22 protein-coding genes and 2 pseudogenes are annotated in these 22,860 nt (G+C 58.2%); 8 read left to right on the plus strand and 16 right to left on the minus strand.

The features are described 5' to 3' along the window. Positions 1–11 precede the first annotated feature (11 nt). Positions 12–1,091: a chloride channel protein gene (locus MUN79_RS13370; RefSeq protein ID WP_244678330.1), complete on the plus strand. Its 1,080-nt coding sequence runs from the start codon at positions 12–14 to the stop codon at positions 1,089–1,091. On the opposite strand, the gene MUN79_RS13375 is transcribed toward MUN79_RS13370, so the two are convergent. The 9 genes and pseudogenes from MUN79_RS13375 to MUN79_RS13415 all read right to left on the minus strand — a co-directional run bounded on the left by MUN79_RS13375 (position 1,088) and on the right by MUN79_RS13415 (position 8,758). Further along, positions 1,088–1,555 carry a hypothetical protein gene (locus MUN79_RS13375; RefSeq protein WP_244678103.1) on the minus strand — a complete coding sequence of 156 codons (468 nt, stop codon included), beginning with the start codon at positions 1,553–1,555 and terminating at the stop codon, positions 1,088–1,090. The two genes, MUN79_RS13370 and MUN79_RS13375, sit on opposite strands and share 4 nt — an antisense overlap. After that, positions 1,507–2,097, minus strand: coding sequence for a transporter (locus tag MUN79_RS13380; RefSeq protein ID WP_244678104.1), 591 nt, complete (start codon positions 2,095–2,097; stop codon positions 1,507–1,509). The genes MUN79_RS13375 and MUN79_RS13380 overlap by 49 nt, the downstream gene beginning before the upstream one ends. Before the next feature lie 53 nt (positions 2,098–2,150). Continuing rightward, complete coding sequence (locus MUN79_RS13385) at positions 2,151–3,203, minus strand: cytochrome-c peroxidase (RefSeq protein ID WP_244678105.1); 1,053 nt, start codon at positions 3,201–3,203, stop codon at positions 2,151–2,153. Positions 3,204–3,211: 8 nt separating this feature from the next. Further along, a complete protein-coding gene (locus MUN79_RS13390; RefSeq protein ID WP_244678106.1) occupies positions 3,212–3,943 on the minus strand; it encodes an MbnP family protein in 732 nt (243 codons plus the stop codon). A gap of 143 nt (positions 3,944–4,086) precedes the next feature. Continuing rightward, positions 4,087–4,467, minus strand: a complete 381-nt coding sequence (locus MUN79_RS13395; RefSeq protein ID WP_244678107.1) for a hypothetical protein — start codon at positions 4,465–4,467, stop codon at positions 4,087–4,089. A gap of 81 nt (positions 4,468–4,548) precedes the next feature. After that, entirely contained in the window at positions 4,549–5,076 is a 528-nt protein-coding gene (locus MUN79_RS13400; protein WP_244678108.1) for an NADPH-dependent FMN reductase, read from the minus strand. Between the two features lie 175 nt (positions 5,077–5,251). Next, positions 5,252–6,007, minus strand: a complete 756-nt coding sequence (locus tag MUN79_RS13405) for a succinate dehydrogenase/fumarate reductase iron-sulfur subunit (RefSeq protein WP_244678109.1) — start codon at positions 6,005–6,007, stop codon at positions 5,252–5,254. A 124-nt stretch (positions 6,008–6,131) separates the two neighbouring features. Next, positions 6,132–8,065 (minus strand): annotated as a pseudogene (locus MUN79_RS13410) (fumarate reductase/succinate dehydrogenase flavoprotein subunit). 21 nt (positions 8,066–8,086) lie between these two features. Further along, entirely contained in the window at positions 8,087–8,758 is a 672-nt protein-coding gene (locus MUN79_RS13415; protein ID WP_244678110.1) for a succinate dehydrogenase cytochrome b subunit, read from the minus strand. 229 nt (positions 8,759–8,987) lie between these two features. On the opposite strand from MUN79_RS13415, the gene MUN79_RS13420 reads away from it, so the two are divergent. After that, the gene (locus MUN79_RS13420; RefSeq protein ID WP_244678111.1) at positions 8,988–11,873 is read left to right on the plus strand and encodes a T9SS type B sorting domain-containing protein; all 2,886 of its coding nucleotides are present in this window, start codon (positions 8,988–8,990) and stop codon (positions 11,871–11,873) included. 125 nt (positions 11,874–11,998) lie between these two features. Then, positions 11,999–12,886 (plus strand): ACP S-malonyltransferase, encoded by an 888-nt coding sequence (gene fabD, locus MUN79_RS13425; RefSeq protein ID WP_244678112.1) that lies wholly within the window; start codon positions 11,999–12,001, stop codon positions 12,884–12,886. Between the two features lie 114 nt (positions 12,887–13,000). Here the strand turns inward: fabD and MUN79_RS13430 are convergent, their stop codons facing one another. From MUN79_RS13430 to MUN79_RS13445, 4 genes are all read right to left on the minus strand, one after another. Further along, positions 13,001–13,339, minus strand: coding sequence for a hypothetical protein (locus MUN79_RS13430; RefSeq protein ID WP_244678113.1), 339 nt, complete (start codon positions 13,337–13,339; stop codon positions 13,001–13,003). A gap of 159 nt (positions 13,340–13,498) precedes the next feature. Next, positions 13,499–13,984, minus strand: coding sequence for a 2-amino-4-hydroxy-6-hydroxymethyldihydropteridine diphosphokinase (folK, locus tag MUN79_RS13435; RefSeq protein WP_244678114.1), 486 nt, complete (start codon positions 13,982–13,984; stop codon positions 13,499–13,501). After that, a complete protein-coding gene (locus MUN79_RS13440) occupies positions 13,981–14,406 on the minus strand; it encodes an alpha/beta hydrolase family protein (RefSeq protein WP_244678115.1) in 426 nt (141 codons plus the stop codon). The genes folK and MUN79_RS13440 overlap by 4 nt, the downstream gene beginning before the upstream one ends. Before the next feature lie 20 nt (positions 14,407–14,426). Continuing rightward, the gene (locus tag MUN79_RS13445) at positions 14,427–14,849 is read right to left on the minus strand and encodes an alpha/beta hydrolase family protein (RefSeq protein WP_244678116.1); all 423 of its coding nucleotides are present in this window, start codon (positions 14,847–14,849) and stop codon (positions 14,427–14,429) included. Between the two features lie 191 nt (positions 14,850–15,040). Between MUN79_RS13445 and MUN79_RS13450 the strand changes: the two genes are divergently transcribed. After that, the gene (locus MUN79_RS13450) at positions 15,041–16,021 is read left to right on the plus strand and encodes a polyprenyl synthetase family protein (protein ID WP_244678117.1); all 981 of its coding nucleotides are present in this window, start codon (positions 15,041–15,043) and stop codon (positions 16,019–16,021) included. A gap of 209 nt (positions 16,022–16,230) precedes the next feature. Here the strand turns inward: MUN79_RS13450 and MUN79_RS13455 are convergent, their stop codons facing one another. Beyond that, complete coding sequence (locus MUN79_RS13455) at positions 16,231–16,533, minus strand: hypothetical protein (RefSeq protein ID WP_244678118.1); 303 nt, start codon at positions 16,531–16,533, stop codon at positions 16,231–16,233. A 160-nt stretch (positions 16,534–16,693) separates the two neighbouring features. Here MUN79_RS13455 and MUN79_RS30050 point away from each other — a divergent pair, with 160 nt between their 5' ends. Both MUN79_RS30050 and MUN79_RS13460 read left to right on the plus strand, forming a co-directional pair. Next, positions 16,694–17,158, plus strand: coding sequence for a cytochrome P450 (locus MUN79_RS30050; protein WP_262923034.1), 465 nt, complete (start codon positions 16,694–16,696; stop codon positions 17,156–17,158). Further along, positions 17,131–18,117 (plus strand): cytochrome P450, encoded by a 987-nt coding sequence (locus tag MUN79_RS13460; RefSeq protein ID WP_262923035.1) that lies wholly within the window; start codon positions 17,131–17,133, stop codon positions 18,115–18,117. Before MUN79_RS30050 ends, MUN79_RS13460 begins: the two co-directional genes overlap by 28 nt. Before the next feature lie 212 nt (positions 18,118–18,329). Here the strand turns inward: MUN79_RS13460 and MUN79_RS13465 are convergent, their stop codons facing one another. After that, the gene (locus MUN79_RS13465; RefSeq protein WP_244678119.1) at positions 18,330–18,734 is read right to left on the minus strand and encodes a TlpA disulfide reductase family protein; all 405 of its coding nucleotides are present in this window, start codon (positions 18,732–18,734) and stop codon (positions 18,330–18,332) included. After that, a complete protein-coding gene (locus tag MUN79_RS13470) occupies positions 18,734–19,696 on the minus strand; it encodes a hypothetical protein (protein ID WP_244678120.1) in 963 nt (320 codons plus the stop codon). The genes MUN79_RS13465 and MUN79_RS13470 overlap by 1 nt, the downstream gene beginning before the upstream one ends. Positions 19,697–19,857: 161 nt before the next feature. Between MUN79_RS13470 and MUN79_RS13475 the strand changes: the two are divergent. Then, positions 19,858–22,151, plus strand: a pseudogene (locus MUN79_RS13475) (aconitate hydratase). Between the two features lie 239 nt (positions 22,152–22,390). Beyond that, a complete protein-coding gene (locus tag MUN79_RS13480; protein ID WP_244678121.1) occupies positions 22,391–22,750 on the plus strand; it encodes a hypothetical protein in 360 nt (119 codons plus the stop codon). Positions 22,751–22,860 lie beyond the last annotated feature (110 nt).

Raw genomic sequence — 22,860 nt, forward strand, 5'->3', positions numbered from 1 at the left:
GGGGCTTGCTGGTGGGGTTGCTCTACTACTATTGGGGCCGGTCGGTGGAAGCGGGCAACAACCTGCTGCTGGATGAAATTCACGCGCCCCGCGCCGTGCTGCCTTTGCGCATGGCTCCGCTGGTATTGCTGGGTACCCTGCTAACCCATTTGTTTGGCGGCTCGGCCGGGCGCGAAGGTACCGCGGTGCAAATGGGCGGGGCATTGGCCGACCAACTCACGCGCTGGTTCCGCCTGCGCCCCCGCGACCGAACATTGCTGCTCATTGCCGGTATCAGCGCCGGTTTTGCCTCGGTGTTTGGCACGCCGCTGGCCGGCGCGGTTTTCGGCCTGGAGGTGTTTCTGCTGGGCCGGCTGCGCTATGATGCCATTCTGCCCAGCTTCCTGGCTGCCGCCTGTGCCGACTGGGTGACCCGGGCCTGGGGCGTGGGTCATACGGCCTACCCACAGCTGCCTACGCCTGAGCACCTATCGTTGCTGGAATTAGGCAGCGCGGCCGGGGCCGGCCTGGTCTTCGGACTTACGGCCCGGCTGTTTGTGGGCGCTACGCATCTGGTCAGTGGCTTCTGTAAACGGTGGCTGGCGTTTGAGCCGCTGCGGCCCGTGCTGGGGGGAGCCGTGGTGGCGCTGCTGGTTTGGGCCCTGGGCACTACAGATTATATAGGACTAGGAGTGCCAGTCATCGTGCGGGCCTTTGCTGAGCCGCTGCCGAGCTATGCCTTTGTCCTGAAGCTGCTGCTGACGGCCCTGACGCTGGGTGCTGGCTTTAAGGGCGGGGAAGTCACGCCCCTGTTTTTCATCGGGGCAGCTTTGGGCAACGCTTTGTTCCCGGTGCTGCCTTTGCCCATGCCCTTACTAGCGGGCATGGGCTTCGTGGCCGTGTTTGCCGGCGCTGCTAATACTCCCCTGGCGTGCATTATGATGGGTTTGGAATTATTTGGGCAGCAGGGCGGAATCTACATCGGGCTGGCCTGCGTGGTGAGCTACCTTTTTTCTGGGCACCGTGGCATTTACGGGGCCCAGATGGTAGGACAGAGCAAGCACGGACTGTGGGCCCGGGACCAGGGCCGGCGTCTGCGCGACCTGCGCTAAGCGCCCGGGGGCCGACTTTTGAGCAGGTATTTGGTTTGCTTGAAGCTGTAGCCCAAAGCCACTACCAAGCGGCCGGCACTGGCGGGGTGGTCGGTGGTGGCCGTGAAAACCGGGAACTGGGCGCTGGTGTTCAGCGAAAAGTTCTGATAGTAAATATCGAGGCCGGGACCCAGCAAAGCGTCGTTCATGGCGTGTTCGTGGGTAAGCTGCCCGTCCAGCGTTTCGCCCTTGGTCTTTTCGTAGTAGAGCTGAGCCGATGGGTAAACCTGCCACTTCGAGCCCAGGGCAAACCGGTAAAACAGGTTGGCAAAGCTAGCAGTGCTGGGTGCCAGGCTATTCTGGAAGCTGTTGCGGGTGGAGCGGCGGTAACTGGTGTTCAAACTCAGGCCCACGTTATGAAAGCTGCCGATGTAGTTCAGATACACAAAGCCGTCGGTGGTGCCGGTACCGGGCTGGTTGAGCATGGAGTAGCGCTGCCCCGCGGATTGGTGCGGCGGTAGTCGCCGGTGGGTAGCTTGGCCCCCCCGCCCACGATAAGCCGGCTCTGGACGCCCGCCGTTTCGATGGCCCGGATCAGGTGGTAGCCGGCAAAAACGGTGGCGTCGCCCAGCCCGGCCGTGTTGAGCTGCCGGCCGTTACTCTGGGACGTGTTCATGACGTAGGGCACAAAGGCGTTAATTTCCAGGCGCTGGGCCAGAAAATACTTGCCCCGCAGCTCTAGTACCCGGTAGGCTTCATAATCGGTGGCGTCGCCTTGGTGGCTGTGCTCGTAGCCGTTGTCGTGGTTGGGCTGGCTGGGCACAAACGGCTGGACCCCGGCGGGAAAAAACGCGTGGCGCTGCCCTAGCGCCTGGTACCCATTAAAAATCCGGTAGCGGTGCATCAGCGAAACGCCGCTCTGGTTGTCATAAGGCGTGATGCCCATAAAGCAGCCGCAAATATCGCAGGCGCGGGCCGCCGAACTCATTAGGCCCAGTAGAGCCAGAGTTAGATATATCTGTTTCATGAATAGCGAATGGTGAGGCGTAGAGCTGAGGCTAGAAAGCTGCAGCTCGAGCGTTAGGGTTTTTCCGACAGCCGCTTGTCGGTCAGAAACTGCTCGTCCGTCAGGGTTTGCAGAAAAGCCAGCAGGTCCGTTTTTTCCTGGCTGCTCAGCGGGATGCCCAAGGTGGTGCCGGTTTGCAGCTGCGGGTCGATGGTGGCCGAGGGCTGCACGCCATGGTCGTAATGGTCGAGCACCTGCTCCAGGGTCTGGAAGCGCCCGTCGTGCATATAAGGAGCCGTGCGCGCCACGTTGCGCAAAGACGGCACCTTGAACTTGCCCCGGTCGGCGGGCAGCTGGGTGATGCGGGCCCGACCCGAGTCGGCAGCAAAGGCCCGGTCCAGCCCGTTGTTGCGGTAGGAGTTGTCGGTAAACAACTCAGTGCCGTGACAGGGCGTGCACTTCTGGGTCAGCAGCCGCAGCCCCCGCAGTTCCCCGGCCGACATCGTGCCGCCGCTTTCGTGGCGCGCGTAGTGGTCGTAGCGCGAATTAGCCGAAGTTAGGGCCGCTGTAAATTGCGCCAAGGCTTTGAGCAGCTGGTAAGAGTCGATAGGCTTGGTATTGAATACAACGGCAAAGCGTTGCGCGTACGAAGCATCGGCGTTGAGCTTACGGACTACGTTTTCCAGGGTCTCATCCATTTCCACAGCATCGGTCAGCGGCGCTATGGGCATGGTTTCAAGGTGGTTCGAGCCGCCATCCCAGAGGAAGTTGCGCTGCCAGCGTAGGTTCTGCAGGGCCGGGGCATTGCGCGTACCCAGCAGCTCATCGATGCCGTGGCTAAGGCCGTGGCCGGCGTGGGAGAAGGCCGCGAACTGCTGATGGCAGCTGCCGCAGGAGATGGTACCGTCGCGGGAAAGGCGGGGGTCGTAAAACAGGGTACGGCCCAGCTCAAACCCTTGCTTGGTGGGCGGATTCTGGTTTAAGTCGTACACGGGCGCGGGAAAATTAGCCGGCAATACGCTGCCCGGTACCGTTTCGGGGGCCACCTCTGCCTCGGACTGACAGCCCGCCGCAAGCAGTGCCGCCAGCCCCAGGGCCAGCAGCACCGTCGGGATGCGTTGTCTCATCGGATGCCTTAGTTGGCGTGGATGTGGTCGACGCGGAACATGCCGGCTGCATAATTGTTGGCCAGCTTTACGGCCGAGGCTCCCGGCATGTGGGCCGTGCTAAACGTGGCAAAGCGCACCTCGGTGGGGCCGGTCAGGATTTTCATCACGTCTACCTTCATGTGCATTTCGGGAGCGTGGTCGGTCCGGATCAGCAGCGTGGTGCCCGTTGGAAAAGCTGGGGAAACGGTCCGGATGGCGTTATTGGCACCCTCAAATCCGCCGATATGGTACGTAAAAGCCCCATTATCAGCCTCCGGCGACTTGCCTTCCAGCTTCAGGAAAATATAGCCGGTGTTCCAGCTCCAGAACATGTCGCTCGGTGCCAGGGCGCCCTTCTGAGCGCCAGCAGTATTCCGGGCCGCGTCTACGCCAATGGTAAAGGTGATACCCGTGTAGTCACCCGTCGGCACATTTTCCAGGGTCAGTACCTTCGAGTCGGGGCGCGTGGCATCCACCAGATAATAGCTCTCGGGCTGAATATACTCCGAGCCGTCTTCCTTACGCAGGCGAATGTTGGAAATGTAGTAACGTAGGGTGCTTACCGAAAAACGGTCGCCGCTCGGGGTCGTGTAATTGGGAGTGGCAGCATTGAGTACTAAGCTGCTATTGCCCACCACATGGTCCATTTCAATGGCGAGCTTACCCACCTGAGGTTCGGCAGCCGCATCTTTTTTGCAGTTGCTGAAGGAAAAGGACAAAACGGAAAGGGTAAGGAAAAGCTGGAGAAATTTCATCTTCGAAAAAATCAGGGGTAAAACCAAACGCGCAGCACCAGCCCTCCTCGGACTGAGAAATGGCAAGGCTGCCCGGCCGCACCTAAAGCAGCCGGAACCAGTCGGAATTAAGCCTGAAAAGACGGGGGATGAAAAATGCTGTGCACCGGCGTAAAGCAATACGGCGCACTAATAGCGCGGCCAAACCGGGCCGGAGCCACACGCAAGGCCGTCGGGGCCGTAAGCACGGCCCGCACGGGCATTACCGCGTCGTACTTCACTTTCGCAAAGCCGCCCGCGGGCGTTTTGCTGTCGGAAGAATTGGCCTTGCGGAGCTTTTTGGCCAAGTGGCATTTGCCGTTACACTGCAGCTTGGGCTTGTCTTTATTGACGCAGAACAGCTCCGTTATACGTTCCTTATGCAGCTGGTAATCCAATACCACCAGCTCCCGACTAAACGTCTGGAACAGAATCAGGGTGGTTAGAAGATAAGCCAGCGTACGTGCCACAGGTCAGAGTAGGTACCAGGAGGAAGGCCAAATATACACGCGGCAAACTAAAAATTGGTTTGGCCGGCCCACGCAAGTGTTCTACGACGCCACCAACTGCTCGGCTTGGTCTTTCAACAGCTGCAGGTAAAGCGAATTATCCAGTTCCCCGTTGCTAAGCAGGTATTGGTCGAGGCTGGGCAAGCGCACCCGGGACGGTAATACCAGGGTCCCAAGGTACATCAGAATATCGGTCAGGTGACTCAAGGCCAGTAGTCCGCCCTGGGTCCCGGCGCTTAAGCCCACCAGCGCCGCTTTTTTCCCCCGGATACCGCCGGGGTAGGGCAGCCCGTCGATAAACGACTTCAGTACGCCGGGAATCGAGCAGTTGTATTCCGGTACGATGAACACCAGCTTATCAGCCGATTCTGCCTGCCGCACGAGTTTGTTGAAGGCCTCGTGCTTACCCGTATTATCATACAAGGCCGAAATAGTGAAGTCACCGGGTAAGTCGGCCAAGTCCAGAATCTGGTAATCAGCGCCCATTTCCTCGAGCAGAGCAGCGTAGATGTTGGCAATGCGGCGGGCGCGGGAGGCCGGTCGGTTGGTGCCGGCAATAATAGTAATCATGCAGCGGATAGGAGGGAAGAAGGCGGGCAAAAGGACCGTCAGACGGCTAAGCTAGTGCAGTAAGCCTCAACTACCGCAGAATGTTGCTCCATTACCCCAGAAAATGGTGGGTAGTAAAAACAAAAGAGCGAAACGAGGACTCGTTTCGCTCTTTTGTAGCTGAAAAGCCGACTACTTACGACAGGTTGTTCGACGTAGCCTTGGCGTTCAGGAACTCGCGGTTCAGAATGGCAATATTCTCTAGCGAAATGCCTACGGGGCACTCAGCGGCGCAGGAGCCGATGTTGGAGCAGGCACCAAAGCCTTCTTTGTCCATCTGGGCTACCATGTTTTCCACGCGGGTTTTGCGCTCTACCTGGCCCTGGGGCAGCAGTGCCAGCTGCGACACCTTAGCCGATACGAACAGCATAGCCGAGGCATTCTTACAGGCCGCCACGCAGGCTCCACAGGCGATGCAAGTAGCCGCTTCGAAAGCACGGTCAGCAATGTCCTTCGGAATCGGAATTTCGTTGCCGTCGGGCACACCACCGGTGTTTACGCTCACGTAGCCACCAGCCTGAATAATCCGGTCGAAAGCCGAGCGGTCCACGCTCAGGTCCTTGTTAACGGGGAAAGCACTAGCGCGCCAGGGCTCGATGGTAATAGTGTCGCCATCAGAGAACTTGCGCATGTGCAACTGGCAGGTTGTAGTACCAGCTTCGGGACCGTGGGCCCGGCCGTTGATGAACAGGTTGCACGAGCCGCAAATGCCTTCGCGGCAGTCGTGGTCGAAGGCAACGGGTTCGTCGCCGCGGCGCAGCAGGTCTTCGTTGAGTACGTCCAGCATTTCCAGGAACGACATCTCGGGCGAAATGTCCTTTACCTGGTAATCCACAATTTGGCCTTGGGCATTGCGGTTTTTCTGCCGCCACACCTTCAGCGTGAGATTCATTGGTTTGGCATTTGGGTTACTTCCAGCCATGGTATTTCAAGAGTATTGAGTAGTGGGTACTGGGTAGTGAGAATAGGAAAACAACGTTTGGAGCGGGCAAGTGCCGCCCCAAACCCCGTACTCACTACTTGTAGCTGCGCTGGGTCAGCTTCACGTTTTCGAACTGCAGGTCTTCCTTAATTAGGACTTCCGGCTGGTTGTCACCCGTGTACTGCCAGGCGGCTACGTAGGCGAAGTTGTCGTCGTCGCGCTTGGCTTCGCCTTCTTCGGTGGCATACTCCTCGCGGAAGTGGCCGCCGCAGCTTTCATTGCGGTGGAAAGCATCGTCCACCATCAGCTCGCCTAGCTCGAGGAAGTCAGCCACGCGGCCGGCTTTCTCCAGAGCCTGGTTTAGCTCGTCGCTGGTACCAACCAGCTTCAGGTCGCTCCAGAACTCCTTGCGCAGCTTCTGGATTTCCTGCTTGGCAAAGGCCAGACCTTTGGCGTTGCGGGCCATGCCGCAGTACTCCCACATAATGTGACCCAACTGCTTGTGGAAGTCGTCGGGCGTGCGGGTACCGTTAATGCTCAGCAGCTTCTGGATACGAGCCCGTACCTCGGCTTCAGCCTCGGCAAAAGCGGGGTGCTGGGTCGTAACGGGAGTGGGAGGCGTCTGGGCCAGGTAATCGCCAATGGTATAAGGGATTACAAAGTAGCCATCGGCCAAGCCCTGCATCAGGGCCGAAGCACCGAGACGGTTAGCGCCGTGGTCAGAGAAGTTACACTCGCCGGTAGCGTACAAACCGGGCACGTTGGTTTGCAGGTTATAGTCAACCCAGAGGCCACCCATAGTGTAGTGAACGGCCGGGTAGATGCGCATCGGCTGCTCGTAGGGGTTCTCGCCGGTAATCTTGGCGTACATGTCGAACAGGTTGCCATACTTCTGGCTTACAGAGTCGACGCCGGTACGCTTGATGATGTCGGCAAAGTCCAGGAACACGGCCAGGCCGCTGCTGCCCACGCCACGACCTTCGTCGCACATCTGTTTAGCGTTACGCGAGGCCACGTCACGAGGCACAAGGTTACCGAAAGCGGGGTATTTGCGCTCCAGGAAGTAGTCGCGGTCCTCTTCGGCAATGTCGCTCACGCGAATCTCGCCTTTGCGCAGGCGCTCGGCCGTGGCCTTTTCCTTGGGTACCCACACGCGGCCGTCGTTACGCAGCGACTCCGACATCAGCGTCAGCTTCGACTGGTAGTCGCCCGAAACCGGGATGCAAGTAGGGTGAATTTGGGTGAAGCAGGGGTTAGCAAACAGTGCACCCTTCTTGTGGGCGCGCCAGGCAGCCGTAGCGTTGGAATACTTGGCGTTGGTGCTCAGGTAGAATACGTTGCCGTAGCCACCCGTTGCCAGTACTACTGCGTGAGCCGAGTGCTGCTCAATCTTGCCGTCAATCAGGTTACGGGTAATGATACCGCGGGCCTTGCCGTCAACGATTACCACGTCCAGCATTTCGGAACGGGTGTAGAGCTTTACTTTGCCGTAAGCCACCTGCCGGCTCAGGGCCGAGTAGGCACCCAGCAGCAACTGCTGTCCGGTCTGGCCGCGAGCGTAGAATGTGCGGCTTACCTGGGCACCACCGAAGGAGCGGTTGGCCAGCAGTCCGCCGTACTCACGGGCAAAGGGCACGCCCTGGGCTACGCACTGGTCAATAATATTAACTGACACCTGAGCCAAGCGGTATACGTTGGCTTCGCGGGCCCGGTAGTCGCCACCCTTTACGGTGTCGTAAAACAGGCGGTAGATGGAGTCACCGTCGTTCTGGTAGTTTTTAGCAGCATTAATACCACCCTGCGCCGCAATGGAGTGGGCGCGGCGGGGGAGTCGTGGAACGTGAAGGCTTTCACGTTGTAGCCCAGTTCCGCCAGCGAGGCCGCGGCGGAAGCTCCGGCCAAGCCGGTGCCTACTACGATGATGTCGTACTTCCGCTTGTTAGCGGGGTTGACGAGCTTCACATTGAACTTGTGCTTTTCCCACTTCTCGGCTATTGGCCCCTCGGGAATTTTGGAATCCAGAATCATCGGAATGGTCGAGGTTAGGATTTATTTGAAAAAGTAGAAGTACAGGGGCATGGCAGCGAAACCGGCCGACACGATGACCGAAAAGGCATAGCCCACGAACTTAATGGCCGGCGTGTATTTGCGGTGGTTCAGACCCAGAGTCTGGAAGGCACTGCGGAAGCCGTGAATCAGGTGGTAACCCAGGGCAATCTGGGCTGCAACGTACAGAATTACATACCAGAGCTGCTTGAAGGAAGTAGCCACCAGCGTGTAGAGGTCGTCGTTGTTGTTGATATCCGGGTCCAGCTCGCCGAAGCGCGCCCGGTAGAAGAAGTTGTACAAGTGTACTAACAGGAAAATCAGGATGATGGTGCCCAGCAAACCCATGTTGCGCGACTGCCAGGGACTGTTCTGCTCAGCGTGGTTGCTGACGTAGTTGGCACCCCGGGCCGTCTTGTTGCGCTGGGTCAGCACAATGGACTCGTAGATGTGGAAGCCAAAGCCCAGTACCAGTACCCATTCGACGGTGCGAATCAGCGGGTTGGTACCCATGAAGTGTGAGTAGACATTGAAAGCCTGCCCACCATCATCCTTGAACAACTGCAGGTTGCCGATGAGGTGAACAACCAAAAAAGAGCACAGAAACAGGCCGGTAATAGACATGATAATCTTGCGGCCGATGCTACTGGAAAACGTTTTACTGATCCAACTCATAGGAGTTACTGGTGGTTTTGAAACGGTCGGTTGTATCGGTCAAAGGTACATGCCGACCATGTACTAAACAATCCGAATTAGCGTTAACTGGGGTGGTGAATCAATCTTGGACTAAACCCGTTAGAGATTCTCACCAGAGAAGCAACCCAGGTAACCTGTTTTTTGTTAGGATTCTAGCAAGCTTTTCTCGACCTTCTTTTTTATCTCAGCTTACTAATCGTTTCATTCTATGAACCTTTCTTTACCGCGGAGTGCCGGTAAGTGGGTACTAGTGCTGATGGCCAGTGTGCTAAGCCTGTTTGGGCTGCACTCCACGGCCCAGGCATCCCACATTCGGGCTGGTGATATTCAGGCAAAAAGTGATACCACCTATCCTTTCGGGGATAAGCGCAACAATCCGCGTCGCATCTTCTTTAAGATGGTGACTTACACCGACTTCGGCTCCACGAAAGTAGACGAGCCCGCGGTTACCATCTTCTTCGGGGACGGGACCAGTAGCGGCAAAAACGGGGTACCGCGATTCAGCCGGGTTCAGGTGACCGAGGATACGTACCGGAACGTCTACTATTTCGAGCACACCTATAATGCCGACCGCAGCTACACCGTAAGCTATATCGGGGAGAACCGGAAAACCGGGGTGCAGAATATGAGCGAGTCGGACCAGCAAACGTTCTTCATCGCCACGCGCATTACCATTGACCCCGCCCTGGGCATTAACCGCTCCCCGGTGCTCAATGCCCCGGCTATTGATAAAGCTAGCTTCCAGCAAGTATTTCTGCACAACCCCGCTGCCTCGGATGCCGACGGCGACTCGCTGACCTATGAGATTCGGGAAAGCTACCAGGCTGGCTCTATCGACAACTCTATCAGCAACAATAACACGCCCATTGATAAAATTACCACGGGCTTTGTCTTTCCAAACCAGGTTTCTGCCCCCGGCGTCAGAGTCCCTTATTTAAACGAGCCTACCGGTTCGGGCGCGATTTTCCGAATCGGCCTCAATGATGGCCAGCTTGTCTGGAACTCGCCCAACCGCTTGGGTGACTTCAACGTGGCGGTAATTGTGCGGGAATGGCGGCGTACTGAGTTTGGCGTTCGGGAGATGGGTTACGTTATCCGGGACATGCAGATTCAGGTGCAGCCCACAAACAACAAGCGGCCCACCGTTAATATCCCGGCAGATATCTGCGTGGTGGCCGGGGTGCAATTGCGTAAAAAGATAACTGCTACCGACCCCGACAATGACCCCGTGGTTATTGAAGCCTACAGTGGTTTGATTGGTCGGCGGGTAGCCCCCGCTACATTTTCCCAGAGCAACTTAGGGCCTAACCCCATTGCCCAGGGTATTTTCCGCTGGACTCCCGAATGCGGCGACGTATCCAGCCAGCCATACTTGGTGGTGTTTAAAGCCACTGATAAGCCCAAGCCTGGCGAAACCCCGCTTATTGACGAGAAGGTGCTGCGCATTAGAGTCGTCGGGCCCCGACCCGAAAACGTGCGGGCACAGCAGAATATTAATAACGTCTTGCTGACCTGGGACCGGTACGCCTGTCAGAATGCTAGTAAGCTGCTGATTTACCGCAAGGAAGGTCCTTCCAACTTCCCGACCGATACTTGCCAGACCGGAATTCCGGCTTCCTCAGGGTTCGTAAAGATTGCCGAGCTGACCGACGTTTCGTTGCAGGCCTATCTTGATAACGGCGCGACTTCTCAGTTGCAAAGAGGCCGGACTTACTGCTACCGGATCTACGCGGAGTTCCCCTTGCCAGCCGGTGGCGCCAGCTTGGCATCACTGGAAACCTGCGTGACGCTCCAGGGCCGCCCAGCCGTGCTGACTCATGCCACCGTTGACATCACCGACCGCACCGCCGGGCAGGTAACAGTACGTTGGACCCAGCCCAAAACTTCCGGTAGCTTCCAGGCTCCCTTTGGCTATACCCTATACCGTGGCACTGGTCGCAACGCCACGCAGCAACAGTCCGAAGTTGTTAAGACGAGCTCGGACTTGAAAGACACGGTGTTTGTTGATCGGGGCCGCAACACGCTGGAAAACGCGTTTACTTACCGGCTGGAGTTTTTCCAGAAGGATTTAGCAAACCCAACGAATCCGGTAGTTGAAAGATCCGGGCCGGCTAGTACGGTTCGGTTGAGCGGAGTGCCAAACGAGAGTGCTAACCAGGTACGGCTAAACTGGTCCTTCAAGGTGCCGTGGAAAAACACGGAGCCGGGCCGCTACACGGTTATCTACCGCCGCAACCCGGGCAGTGCCGACTTTGTGCGCCTTGATTCGGTGCAGCGGGATACAACCTACATTGACCGCGGCGACAAACCACAATTTCCGTTGCGGCCTGGGGAGACCTACTCGTATTACGTGCGCACCAACGGTACGTATAACGACCCCAATCTTCCGGACCCCCTGTTGAACCTGAGTCAGCGGCTGACCGTGCTGCTGGTTCCAACGCCATGCCCGCCCGTCGTAACGGTGCAGAGCGACTGTGAGCAGCTGAAAACAAAAGTGCTGAACCGGCCCGGCTATTTCCCGGCGCCTGGGGAAACTTACACCAACCAGCTAACCTGGGAGTTGAATCCAAAGGACCCGGAAGGCTGCAGCACGGACATTGCGTACTACCGCATCTTCTACCGGCGCACAACAGATACCGACTTCACGCTGATTGACTCTACCAGCAGCCCCGTACGGTCGTATTCCCACCGCGGGCTTAGCGAGCAGGCTGCGTGCTACAAAGTGCAGGCTGTAGGTGTGCTGGGTGGCCGTCGTAGTGCACTCAGCGCGGAGGTTTGTGTCGATAACTGTATCATCTTCGAGTTGCCCAACATCTTCACTCCGAACGGGGACGGTATCAACGACACTTTCCGGCCGCGGGTAGCCTCGCCGCTGCGCAAAGTGCGGTTCCAGGCCTTCAACCGTTGGGGTGTCAAGGTATTTGAGGGCGACGGTGACCCCAATATCAACTGGACGGGCAATGCCACGTCGGGTGAGCGGGGCAAAGGCGTACAGGTACCCGATGGTGTGTACTACTACTTGGCCGAGGTCGAGTTTGCCGATGCCAACTCGACTAAGATTACCTACAAAGGCTGGGTGGAAATAACCCACTAGCCTAGGTAACTTCACGGAGAAACCCGCTTCCAGGCTTGGAAGCGGGTTTTTTTATTCCTGTATCTTGCCGGCCCAATCACCCCAAACTTTCCTTACTACCTCATTCCCGCCTTCACTTCCTTTGTATGAAAGCAGTTATTTTCCCCGGTCAGGGCAGCCAGTTCACCGGTATGGGCCGCGACCTGTACGAGCAGCAGCCCGCCGCCCGCCAGCTGATGGACCAGGCCAACGAAATTCTGGGCTTCAGCCTCACCGACGTCATGTTCACCGGCTCGGATGAAGACCTGCGCCAAACCAACGTGACCCAGCCTGCCATTTTCCTGCATTCGGTAGCCCTGGCCACGGTACTGCCCGACCTGCGCCCGGATATGGTAGCCGGTCATTCTCTGGGCGAGTTTTCGGCTCTGGTAGCGGCCAAGGTGCTCAAGTTTGAAGATGCTCTGCAGCTGGTAGCCCAGCGCGCGCAGGCTATGCAGGCCGCTTGTCAGGAGCAGCCCGGTACTATGGCTGCCATTCTCGGCCTCGACGACGAGACGACGGTGCGTATTTGCCAGGAAATTACTGAGGCCGGCAACGTCGTGGTGGCCGCCAACTTCAACTGCCCCGGTCAATTGGTCATTTCCGGCTCCCAGCGGGGTATCGAGCTGGCCTGTGAGCAGCTGAAGGCCGCCGGCGCCAAGCGGGCCCTGCCACTGCCCGTAGGCGGCGCCTTCCATTCGCCCCTGATGCAGTCGGCGGAAGCGGCGCTGGCACAGGCCATCGAGCGGACGCAGTTCTCGGCCGGTATCTGTGCCGTGTACCAGAACGTGGATGCCGCCCCGCACCGCGACCCAGACGAAATCCGCCAAAACCTGGTGCGCCAGCTCACGGCCCCGGTGCGGTGGACCCAGAGCGTGCAGCGCATGGTAGCCGACGGCGCCACCGAATTTGTGGAGTGCGGTCCGGGCAAAGTATTGCTGGGCTTGGTGAAGAAGATTGCCCCGGAAGCGGCTGGCAGTTCGGCTGCAGTGTAAGTACTGCTTTAGCTATACAAAAACGGCCTGCTAATTCATAGCAGGCCGTTTTCGTATAGATCTATAGTTGTTCAGTGTGTGCTGGCACGCAGGTGCTATCCCTGTTTGCGGTCCTTAGCCAAACATGGATAGCCCTAAACTGAAAGCTAAGCGTTGATTATCTATTTTCTCAAATTCCTGCTTTAAAGCTTCTGAAACGAAGACGTGCCTGTGGTTGAACAAGTAGATGCCTAGGCCTTCCGCCGGCGCCTCATAGATAGTCTGCATGTCCACTGGAACATGAATACTAACTTCTACATAGTTGTCCCAGGTTTGCTTTCTTACCGTATCGACCACCGTTACGGGGTTACTATCAACCTGCCCGGCTAGGGTACCAAGCACTGGCAGGTACTTCGTGTCGAATAGCACATAGTCATAGTTCGTCAAGACGTCGACCGGCTCGTCATACTTCATGACCCGAAATGCAGCCGCGTCGGTTCTCCACAGCAGTAAGCTAGAAGAGTAAAGGGAATTTAGATGCCAAAAAGCCACGCTATTTGAATTAGGTACATCCTTAAATAGTAGCAAATCGACTCAGTAATAAGTCGAACAAAGCAGAGTATGAATTAAAAATCAGTAGTTAATCCTGTTCACGGTCAACTCATCCTGGCAATCTGCCAAGAGTTGCGTTACCGTCTTGCCGAACCCCGGATGAACTACTTCCGCCGCAATTTCGGCCAGTGGGACCAGAGCAAAACGTCGTTCGGGCAGGCGGGGGTGGGGCACTTGTAGCTCAGCTAGCTCCACAATCAGGTCATCATACAGCAGAATGTCCACGTCGAGGGTGCGGGCTCCCCAACGCACGAGCCGCTCCCGGCCAGCCTGCTGCTCGACCTGCTGACAAGCGGCCAGCAAATCGAGCGGCGAAAGGTCGGTGTGCAGCTCCACCGCCTGATTCAGGAAGGCGGGTTGTTCTTCTAGGCCCCATGCGGCGGTTTCATAGAGGCCCGACTGCGCCGTGACCTTCCCAGCCCAACTGCCAAGCCGGACAACAGCCGCCGCTAAAGTAGCCTTCCGGTCACCTAAGTTGCTGCCCAGCAGTAGGTAGGCTGTACTCATTGGTGAGCGCGAAAAAACTCGATGGTCTTATCCGCAACGTGCTGAGCTAGCTCTGGCAGTTGATTCTCGTCCCAGGGGTGTTTGCCGCCGAACATGTGGCCCGCGCCGGGCACAATGATTAGCTCGGCGTCGGGCTTGTAGCTTTTCAGGTCGTGGGCCATCTGCACGGGCAGGGTTTCGTCCTGGTCGCCGTGCACAATTAGCAGGGGCTGGCGCAGCTTGTCGCGCACGTTGCCGGGAATGTCCAGGCGGGGCTGGTTGGCTTCGAAATCTTCCACGAGCTGGTAGTAAAGCGGCATGCGCTGCTTGGTCCGGGCATTTTCAATGAACTGCACCCCGTCTTGCTTCCACTGCTGCATCACGGCTTCGGGCCAGCGCGGGTTTACGCTGCTGATGGGCGCCCAGCCGACTACGGCCTTCACACGGGCATCTTCGGCAGCTTTCAGCAGTACGAGGCCACCCCGCGGCTGTGGCCCACCAAATAGATGCGGCTTAGGTCCGCTTCGGCGGCGGGCAGCACCGAGGCCGGGCCGGTGAGGTAGTCGAGCAGGCAGCCCAGGTCGCCCAGCTCCAGGCTGAAGTTGTTGCGGCCAAATGCCTCCAGGTCTTCTAGGTCGCCGGTGCCGCCGGGCACCACGCCGTTGTGCGACAAGTTCAGCTTCACAAACACGAAGCCGTGGGCGGCAAAGTAGTCGGCCAGCACGTTAAAGTGGCCCCAGTCTTTGAAGCCCTTGAAGCCGTGCACGAAGACCACCACCGGCTTGGGGTGCCCATCGGGCCGGAAACGGGCATCGGCGGCAAACGGCCGCTCGTGATGGGGCGAGGAAAGCAGAAACTCGACGAGAATAGGAGCGGAGGTCGGCATGGCGAAGGGGTTTGGCGGCAAGGTAGCAGTTGGCGCAGAAGTTCGCGCTACCGGCCAGCCGGGCAAAGCAGTTGGCAAAAACTCTTCAGCATAGCTATTGGTTAGGAAACCGCCGTGCGGCCCCGTATCATTGCAGCGCTTTGAGCTGCTACGGCGGTTTCTCAGCCGCTTTGAGTTGCTCAAGCCCTTGCATGAAAAGTACCCTGGATGTCATACAGGCCCCCATTGCGGCCGAAATGGAGGAATTTGAACGCAAATTCCGCGCTTCCATGCAAACCAATGTGCTGCTGCTCGACAAAATCATGGGCTACATTGTCAAGCGCAAGGGCAAGCAGATCCGGCCGATGTTCGTGTTCTTCACGGCCAAAATCAGCGGCGGCGACCCGCTGCCCGAAGCTACTTTCCGTGGCGCGGCCCTGATTGAGCTCCTGCACACGGCCACCCTGGTGCACGACGACGTGGTGGATGAAAGCAACTACCGCCGGGGTTTCTTCTCCATCAATGCCCTCTGGAAAAACAAGATTGCGGTACTCGTGGGCGACTACCTGTTGTCGCGCGGCATGGCCCTGGCCCTGGAAAACGACGATTTCAACCTGCTCAAAATCGTCAACAACGCCGTGCGGGAGCTCAGCGAAGGCGAATTGCTGCAGATTGAGAAAGCCCGCCGCCTCGATATCACCGAGGACATCTACTTCGACATTATCCGCCAGAAAACAGCTTCCCTTATTGCCTCCTGCTGCGCCGTGGGGGCTGCCTCGGCTGGCTCCGACAAGGAAACGGTGGAGCGGGCCCGGCTCTTTGGCGAAAAAGTAGGCATGGCCTTTCAGATCAAAGACGACCTGTTCGACTTTGGCACCGACGAAATCGGCAAGCCCGTGGGCATCGACATCAAGGAGAAAAAGATGACCCTGCCGCTGATTTACGCCCTGCAGCAGGCCGACTGGCTGACCAAGCGCCGGGTTATTTTCAACGTGAAAAACAACGAAGGCCGCCGCGACCGGGTGCAGGCCGTCATCGACTTCGTGAAAAAATCCGGCGGCCTCGACTACGCCATTACCGTCATGAAGCGCTACCGCGACGAAGCCCTAAGCATCCTGCACAGCTTCCCCGAGTCGCCTTCCCGCACCTCACTCGAGCAGCTGATCAACTACACCATTGAGCGGGAAAAGTAAAGGGCTGATATGGGGGAAATATGCTAATGCTCCTCGTGTCATTGCGAGCTTGCGAAGCAATCCGTCCTCTGAAATGTGCAGAGTATTATGATGCAAAAAGCCTCTTACTACCGCGGTAGTAAGAGGCTTTCTGATAAAAGGACGTGACTAGCTTCGTCGTACCTCCTCGCAATGACAAGACGAGCATTAGCACGTCAGCGCATTCATAATTAGCTTTTCACCTGATAGGCTACGCTTTCGGGCTTCACGTCCGACACGTCGAACATCACGCCGTCGAAGGTGCTTTTTACGGTGATTTCGTGGGTCATGTCGCAGCCGGGGCACTTGATTTCCTCTGTCTCGAACTGACCGTCGTCTTCGGTGGAGTTGGCCAGATGGTCGGGGGCCGGCACGCCAATCAGGTCAGTAAATACTTCCGTCTGGCACTGGTTGCACTCGAATTTGAGTCCGACGGTGCGGCCCTGCAGTTCATCGACGGGGGCAGGAGAATTGGCTTTTTGCTGAATCCACATAAGGTAAGGGGTTTGGTTTGGAAAGAGTCGGAAGAGAGTAGGAGTGGGGCTGAGCCCTAGCCAGCTTACGAGGTCGTCGGCAAAAAAGATAGCGCCCGCCATGCGCCAGACCCCGCCCGGCGGTTACTTTTGGTCGTTGCCCGGTGTTTGCTCATGACTTATGGCTGAACCTACTGCTCCCGCTGCTACTGCCCCGCGCCTGCCCCAGATGCCGCGCTGGCAATCCATTCTGCGCTCTTTTGCCCTGGCCAAAGACCCGCTGCCCATTCTGGACCAGGCCCTGCGCCGGTTCGGCGACACCGTGCGGCTTTACATTGGCGGGGTGCAGCCCTCTATCCTGACCCAGGACCCGGGCCTGATCAACCACATTCTGCAGAAAAACCACCGCAACTACAGCAAGTCCAAGTTTACGCAAGGCTTTTCCCGCTACATCGGCCACGGCCTGCTCACCAACGAGGGCGCCGACTGGCTGCGGCAGCGCCGCCTGATTCAGCCCGGCTTTCACCGGCAGCGCGTGGCGGGCCTCACGGAACTGATGCAGCAAATCATAGCTGAAACCCTGGCCCCGCTGCGCCAGCAGGCGGCGGCCAACGGGGCGTGGTGGGCGTGCCGGCCCATGAGCTGATGACCCAGCTGACCTTCCGCATCATTGCCCGCTCGGTGTTCAGTACCAACTTTTCCGGGGCCGAGCTGGACCGGGTAGCCCGCCTGATTACCGAAATTCAGGCGTTCTACGTGCGCACCATCCGCCAGCCCTACCTGAATCCGTGGTTTCGGCTGCGAGGCCGGTTTCGCTACCACGACCAACTCACTCAGGAGCTGCGCACGTTGCTAAGTCGCCACATTGCCGCCCGTCGCCGGGAAAACGACCTGCCTGCGGCTACTACCCCGCCCGACGACCTGCTCCAGATGCTGCTCGACGTGCGCTACGAGGACACCGGCCTGCCCATGACCGACGAGCAGCTGCTAGACGAGGCCCTGATTCTGCTCATTGCCGGCCACGAAACCAGCGCCAACGCCCTGACCTGGCTGCTCTACCTGCTGGGCCAGCACCCCGCTGAAGCCGAAGCCATTCGGGCCGAAACCGCCGCCGTGCTGGCCTCCCGCGGAGCCGGGCAGGCGTCGGCTACTTTCGCCTTCGAGGAACTGCCCCGCCTGGGCCGGGCCCTGCAGGCCGTGCAGGAAGCCATGCGCCTCTACCCGCCGGCCTGGATGGTGGACCGCGTGGCCCTGGCCGACGACGAGTATCAAGGACTGCGCATCCCGAAAGGCACGCTGTTTTCGCTCTATATCTACGGCCTACACCATGCGCCCCGGCATTGGCAGCAGCCCACTGAATTCCAACCCCAGCGGTTTGCCCCGGGCCAAACGCCGCTGGTGCCCGGTGCTTATCTGCCTTTCGGCGGCGGGCCGCGCCTGTGCATCGGGATGCAGTTTGCCCTGACCGAAATGCAGCTCGTAACCCTGGAGCTGCTGCGCCACTTCGAGGTGGAGCTGGAACCCAATCAGCCGGTTATCCTGACCCAGCCCCTGATTACGCTGCGGCCCAAAGGAGATTTTCAAGTGAGGCTGCGGCTCCGGTAGCAGCAGTAGAAAAAGATGAGTCATAGCGAGCAACGCGAAGCAATCCGTCCTCTGAAATGTGCTGAGCCTTCTAAAGTGAAAAGCCCCTTCCTACGGCGTGTAGGAAGGGGCTTTCTGGTATAAGGACATTTGTCACTAGTAGAGGACGGATTGCTTCGTCCTGCGTCCTCGCAATGACGTGGGTTCTATATTAGGACCTCAGCACCTTCGCGCTACTCCTTTAGCAGCATGTCGATGGTCTTGTTGAAGTCGGCAATTTCCTGCTGGTAGTACTTGCCAGTGCCGGGGCCCGAGAAGCCGGTGTGGACCTTGCGCACCTCGCCTTTCTTATCCAGGAAAATGGTGGTGGGGAAGGCCAATACCCCGGCCAGCTGGGGCAAGGATTTGCTGGCCGAGTCCTTGCTGGCCACGCCGGCCACGGCCAGGTCGTAGCCCACATTCATGCGCTGCTTCATCTTAAGCAGCTTCTGCGAAGCCAGGGTTTGGTCGGGGGTACGCTCGTAGCCCAGGCCAATGATTTCCACCCCGCGGCCCTTATTCTTTTCGTACCAGGGAGCCAAGAAGTTGGTTTCGTCCATGCAGTTGGGGCACCACGAGCCTAGCACTTGCAGCACCACTACCTTGCCCTTGTACTTGGGGTCGGTGGGGAGATGCTGCCGCCCTCGTAGATGCTGGGAAACTTGAAGTCGAGCTTTTTCTGCCCGGGCTTCATGCCGGTCAGGGTGTTGGCGTCGGGCAGCTTGGCGTTGGGGTCTAGCACGGCCGTCCAGGTTTCGTGGCCCGATTTGCCGGAGTAGAAATGGCCGCTGATGCTGTTGATATTGCCGGGCTTGGCCAGCTTGCCGTCGAACAGAAAGCCGTGGCTGCCGTCGAAGGTTGAAAGCATGATATGCTCGCTGATCTGCCCATTAACTTCCTTCTGCACAATATTGCCAGCCAAATAACGGTAGTCGCCGGTGGTGGTCAGGAAGGTGCCTTTTACAGCTGATCCATTGGTTGTATCCTGCTGAATAAATCCTACAGCCGGATAGGTTTCCCCATCATCGCCTTTAAACTCGACGCGAAAAGTTGCGCCTTTTAGCAAGTCACCATAAACGGTAAGATCTTTAAAGTCACTGCGAAAAAGGTCACTTTCCGAAGCTGCTGCACGACTGGCCGCAAAAGGCACCCGATACGGCTCCTTGCCGTCGTACTTCACCCAGGTGCCTTTCAGCTTGCCTTCCCCATTGGCCCGCACTACTAGCGCAGCGTCAAACACGCCCAGGCGAATGGTAGTCGAGTCGCCGGCGGTGGTAATTTCGTCGAGCTTGAGGCGCTCCTCGCCGTTGCGTAGGGTCACAGTGGGCTTCTGGCCGTTGTCGGCGGTGCTTACATCGAACAGAAACGGAATTTCCTGGCCCTGGGCGGTAAGCACCCCGCGCCAGGTACCGGGCTTCAGCCCGGCGGGTAAGCCGCTGGCATCCGGTTCCGGTACACCTTGCCGCGCATCATCCGGCTTCGAATTGGACTGGCAGGCACCCAAGGCTAGCGCCAGGCCAAAACCGGCGGCAGCGGTGCGGAAAGAAATAGGAAAGGACATAGAAAGGGAGAAAAAGGTATTCGGCCCAAAACTACGACCGGGCCAACTTGGTTTTAAAGATAGGCGGCTAAGATAAATTTTGGGTAGCGCAACGACTGCCGCCTATATTTGCGTACCTGCTCTTTTGAGCCTTACCTATTTCACTTTTTCCCTTCCTGACTATGGCGTTTGACTTAGAAATGATTCAGGCCGTGTATGCCGGTATGGGCCAGCGGATTGAAGCTGCTCGCACCGCTGTTGGCCGCCCGCTCACGCTGACCGAGAAAATCCTGTACTCGCACTTGTATGGCGGTAACGTAACTCAGTCGTTCGAGCGGGGCGTTTCCTACGTCGATTTTGCCCCCGACCGTGTCGCAATGCAGGACGCCACCGCCCAGATGGCCCTGTTGCAATTTATGCAGGCTGGCAAGCCCCAGGCTGCCGTGCCCAGCACCGTGCACTGCGACCACCTCATCCAGGCCCGCGACGGTGCCAACGAGGACTTGGCCGTGGCCAACGACGAAAACCGCGAAGTATATGACTTCCTGGCTTCGGTTTCCAATAAATACGGCATCGGCTTCTGGAAGCCCGGCGCTGGTATCATTCACCAGGTGGTGCTCGAAAACTACGCCTTCCCCGGCGGTATGATGATCGGCACCGACTCCCACACGCCCAACGCCGGCGGTCTGGGCATGGTGGCCATCGGCGTAGGCGGTGCTGATGCCGTCGACGTAATGGCGGGCATGGCCTGGGAGCTGAAGTTCCCTAAGGTTATCGGCGTGAAGCTGACTGGCAAGCTCAACGGCTGGACGGCTCCCAAAGACGTAATCCTGAAAGTAGCCGGCATTCTGACCGTAAAAGGCGGCACCGGCGCTATCGTTGAATACTTCGGCGAAGGTGCCGAGAATATGTCGGCTACCGGCAAAGCCACCATCTGCAACATGGGCGCTGAAATCGGGGCTACGACTTCGGTATTCAGCTACGATGAGAAGATGGCCGAGTACCTGCGCGGCACTGAGCGTGCCCAGGTAGCCGAGTTGGCCAACGGTGTGCGTCAGCACCTGCGCGCCGACGACGAGGTGTATGCCAACCCCGAAGCCTACTACGATCAGCTGATCGAAATTGACCTCTCAGCCCTGGAGCCCCACGTGAACGGTCCGTTCACGCCGGACGCCGCCTGGCCAATTTCGCAGTTCGCTGCCGCCGTGCGTGAGCATGGCTGGCCCGAGAAGCTGGAAGTAGGCCTGATCGGCTCGTGCACCAACTCCTCGTACGAGGACATCACCCGCGCCGCTTCCATTGCCGAGCAAGCCGTAACCAAAGGCTTGACCGTAAATGCTGAGTTCACTGTAACGCCCGGCTCGGAGCTGGTGCGCTACACCGTGGAGCGCGACGGTTTGCTCGACACCTTCGCCCAGATGGGTGGCGTGGTGCTGGCTAACGCCTGCGGTCCGTGCATTGGGCAGTGGGCCCGTCACACCGACGACCCCAAGCGCAAGAACTCGATTATCACCTCGTTCAACCGCAACTTCGCCAAGCGCAACGACGGTAACCCGAACACCCACGCTTTCGTGGCCTCGCCCGAAATCGTAACGGCCTTCGCCATTGCCGGTGACCTGACCTTCAACCCCTGGTTGACACGCTGACCACCAAAGACGGCCACCAGGTGAAGCTCGACGAGCCCCGCGGCGTGGAAATGCCGCCCCAGGGCTACGCCGTAGAGGATGCCGGATACCAGGCTCCCGCCGTTGATGGTTCGGGTGTGCAGGTACTGGTTGATCCTGCTTCCGACCGTCTGGAGTTGCTCGAGCCCTTCAAGCCCTGGGAAGGCGTGGACCTGATGGGTCTGCGTCTGCTCATCAAGGCCCAGGGTAAGTGCACCACCGACCACATTTCGATGGCTGGCCCCTGGCTGAAGTACCGCGGCCACCTCGACAACATCTCGAACAACATGCTCATCGGCGCTACCAACGCGTTCAATGGTGAAGCCAACAAGGTTCGGGATTTCGTGTCGCAGGGTGACTCCTACAACACGGTTCCCCAGGTTGCCCGTAACTACAAGTCGATGGGTATCGGCACGGTGGTAATCGGTGACGAGAACTACGGTGAAGGTTCGTCGCGGGAGCACGCCGCCATGGAGCCCCGGCACCTGGGCGTTCGGGCGGTTATCGTGAAGAGCTTTGCTCGGATTCACGAAACCAACCTGAAAAAGCAGGGTATGCTGGCGCTGACTTTCGCCAATAAGGCCGACTACGACCTGATTGAGGAAGGCGACACCATCGACATCCTGGGCCTGACCTCGTTTGCCCCTGGTCAGCCCCTGCAGGCCCGCCTGCACCACACCGACGGCGACACGGACCTCATCTATCTGAACCACACCTACAACCAGGGTCAGATTGAGTGGTTTAAGGCTGGCTCGGCCCTGAACCTGATCCGCATGAAAGAGTCGGGTGAGGCGCAGTTGTCGCAGAAGTAATTCTGAATTGATTCTTTTAAAAAGGCCGCTTCAGCAACTGAAGCGGCCTTTTTTTGTACTCGCCAAATAGAATGCAACCTTTCCGGGCAGGAGGGAATCCAGGTAATACAACCACCTATAGCTTCTATATGAAACAACTTGTTTACTCAATTGGGCTCCTGCTAGGAGCTGGCTTGTTGAATAGCTGCGCCACGAAGTGTGGTGTCGAACCAGAGCCGTGTAATAGCGCCCCAGTAGCCGTGAAAAGCCTGGAAAGTGAGTATGGATGCCAGAATACGAGCCGCCAACTAGAAATCAACCTGAACCAGACCTACACCGTCATCCGCAACCAGGCCGATTTCGACCGGCTGGTAACCGGCGCCTGCCACCCGCTGATTGACTTTAGCGCCTACGACCTGATTATCGGTAAAAAAGGCCTGGCTAGCGGCACCTCGGGCATCACCTATACCTACCAGCGCGATTGTGCCACCAACCGGCCAACGCTGCGCGTCACTTTTGGTCAGAGCATGACCACTGAAGCTCCCAACCTCACTTACCACGCCCTGGTGCCCAAGCTGGCCGCCGAAGAGCAAGTGGCGGTGGAAGTAGTGGTGAAGTAGCCATAAGGCTGAAGCCTGACAATCCCCCGAAAGGTCGTTTCCCAAGGCTGGGAAACGACCTTTTTGTTTGGGTGCCGGACCAGAACGCTACATTTGACGGGCTGTTGAGG

This window comes from Hymenobacter cellulosilyticus (assembly GCF_022919215.1).
GTDB lineage: Bacteria > Bacteroidota > Bacteroidia > Cytophagales > Hymenobacteraceae > Hymenobacter > Hymenobacter cellulosilyticus.

What these genes read in the sequence shown, in the direction of transcription:
- MUN79_RS13375 (WP_244678103.1), bottom strand. Translation starts at nt 1,555, where the DNA reads ATGCTCAACCAGCCCGGTACCGGCACCACCGACGGCTTTGTGTATCTG.
- MUN79_RS13380 (WP_244678104.1), bottom strand. Translation starts at nt 2,097, where the DNA reads ATGAAACAGATATATCTAACTCTGGCTCTACTGGGCCTAATGAGTTCG.
- MUN79_RS13385 (WP_244678105.1), bottom strand. Translation starts at nt 3,203, where the DNA reads ATGAGACAACGCATCCCGACGGTGCTGCTGGCCCTGGGGCTGGCGGCA.
- MUN79_RS13400 (WP_244678108.1), bottom strand. Translation starts at nt 5,076, where the DNA reads ATGATTACTATTATTGCCGGCACCAACCGACCGGCCTCCCGCGCCCGC.
- MUN79_RS13405 (WP_244678109.1), bottom strand. Translation starts at nt 6,007, where the DNA reads ATGAATCTCACGCTGAAGGTGTGGCGGCAGAAAAACCGCAATGCCCAA.
- MUN79_RS13415 (WP_244678110.1), bottom strand. Translation starts at nt 8,758, where the DNA reads ATGAGTTGGATCAGTAAAACGTTTTCCAGTAGCATCGGCCGCAAGATT.
- MUN79_RS13420 (WP_244678111.1), top strand. Translation starts at nt 8,988, where the DNA reads ATGAACCTTTCTTTACCGCGGAGTGCCGGTAAGTGGGTACTAGTGCTG.
- fabD (WP_244678112.1), top strand. Translation starts at nt 11,999, where the DNA reads ATGAAAGCAGTTATTTTCCCCGGTCAGGGCAGCCAGTTCACCGGTATG.
- MUN79_RS13430 (WP_244678113.1), bottom strand. Translation starts at nt 13,339, where the DNA reads ATGAAGTATGACGAGCCGGTCGACGTCTTGACGAACTATGACTATGTG.
- folK (WP_244678114.1), bottom strand. Translation starts at nt 13,984, where the DNA reads ATGAGTACAGCCTACCTACTGCTGGGCAGCAACTTAGGTGACCGGAAG.
- MUN79_RS13445 (WP_244678116.1), bottom strand. Translation starts at nt 14,849, where the DNA reads ATGCCGACCTCCGCTCCTATTCTCGTCGAGTTTCTGCTTTCCTCGCCC.
- MUN79_RS13450 (WP_244678117.1), top strand. Translation starts at nt 15,041, where the DNA reads ATGAAAAGTACCCTGGATGTCATACAGGCCCCCATTGCGGCCGAAATG.
- MUN79_RS13455 (WP_244678118.1), bottom strand. Translation starts at nt 16,533, where the DNA reads ATGTGGATTCAGCAAAAAGCCAATTCTCCTGCCCCCGTCGATGAACTG.
- MUN79_RS30050 (WP_262923034.1), top strand. Translation starts at nt 16,694, where the DNA reads ATGGCTGAACCTACTGCTCCCGCTGCTACTGCCCCGCGCCTGCCCCAG.
- MUN79_RS13470 (WP_244678120.1), bottom strand. Translation starts at nt 19,696, where the DNA reads ATGTCCTTTCCTATTTCTTTCCGCACCGCTGCCGCCGGTTTTGGCCTG.